Consider the following 1032-nt stretch of genomic DNA (forward strand, 5'->3'; position numbering starts at 1 on the left):
AGAAAACCCTCGTTTTTGTGCCAGGCGCCCTCAAAGGAGAAGATATCTATTGTCAGATTACTTCTATTAAACGTAACTTTGTTGAAGCCAAATTACTAAAGGTTAATAAGAAGTCTAAATTTCGAGTCGTACCGGCTTGTACGATTTATAATGAATGTGGTGGTTGCCAAATCATGCACCTCCACTATGATAAACAGTTAGAGTTCAAGACGGATCTGCTCCACCAAGCCCTGAAAAAATTTGCCCCTGCGGGATATGAAAACTATGAAATCCGTCCAACTATCGGAATGCAGGAACCAAAGTACTACCGTGCTAAGCTTCAATTCCAGACTCGGAAATTTAAAAATCAGGTCAAGGCAGGTTTGTATGCACAAAACTCTCATTATCTCGTAGAGTTGAAAGACTGTTTGGTGCAAGATAAGGAAACCCAAGTGATTGCGAATCGCCTAGCTGAACTTCTTACTTACCACCAAATTCCAATTACAGATGAGAGAAAAACGCTTGGTGTTCGCACTATCATGGTACGTCGAGCAAGAAAAACAGGACAAGTTCAGATAATCATTGTTACGAATCGTCAGCTTAATTTAACCCAGCTGGTAAAAGACTTAGTTAAAGATTTTCCAGAAGTCGTCACGGTTGCAGTCAATACAAACACAGCAAAAACAAGTGAAATCTATGGTGAAAAGACGGAAATTATCTGGGGTCAAGAGAGTATTCAAGAAGGAGTACTCGACTATGAGTTTTCTCTCTCGCCCCGAGCTTTTTATCAGCTTAATCCTGAGCAGACAGAAATTCTCTATAGTGAAGCAGTTAAGGCTCTGGATGTCAGCAAAGAGGATCATCTGATCGATGCCTATTGCGGTGTTGGGACGATTGGATTTGCCTTTGCAAATAAGGTCAAGAGTCTCAGAGGAATGGATATTATTCCAGAAGCTATTGAAGATGCCAAGCGAAATGCTAAAAAAATGGGGTTTGACAATACTCATTACGAAGCGGGAACAGCAGAAGAGATTATTCCACGCTGGTATCAAG

Annotated in this window: 1 protein-coding gene; it reads left to right on the top strand. The window is 40.9% G+C overall.

Features of this window, described 5'->3' with window-relative positions:
- Window positions 1-1032, top strand: a 1032-nt coding sequence (gene rlmD / locus GMD4S_RS09335) for a 23S rRNA (uracil(1939)-C(5))-methyltransferase RlmD (protein WP_000618905.1), incomplete at both ends; no start/stop codon positions are given.

Source organism: Streptococcus sp. GMD4S (genome assembly GCF_000296955.1).